This is a genomic window from Lactobacillus sp. WILCCON 0149 (assembly GCF_057197965.1).
Genome location: NZ_JBUBHO010000047.1, coordinates 1 through 274, shown reverse-complemented (window position 1 = coordinate 274; position 274 = coordinate 1). Strand labels below are relative to the sequence as shown.

The window sequence follows — 274 nt, the reverse complement described above, 5'->3', positions numbered from 1 at the left end:
TACATTGGCCGGTTCAGCCGCCGTTCCTTCGGCGGGAATCTCAACATCAGGGAAGAATTTTTCGAAGTTGGGGTTAGGAAACATCATTCCCGGATGATCAGGGTCAGCTTTCCCAATGGTCGTTCTTCTGGCGACGTTGTATTTCTTCTCGGGAAGGTACTCTCTAGCATAAGTGTATTCGATGTAGGTAGTCTTGCCCCGTTTATTTCTGGAAATTTTACCAGTGTTCTTAGGAATATTTACTAGGCAGTTGTAGTACATGATGCTCTCCTTC

1 pseudogene is annotated in these 274 nt (G+C 45.6%); it reads right to left on the bottom strand.

Annotated elements, in window-relative coordinates:
* A pseudogene (locus ACYVUV_RS12420) lies at window positions 1–274 on the bottom strand (IS1634 family transposase); the annotation flags it as partial.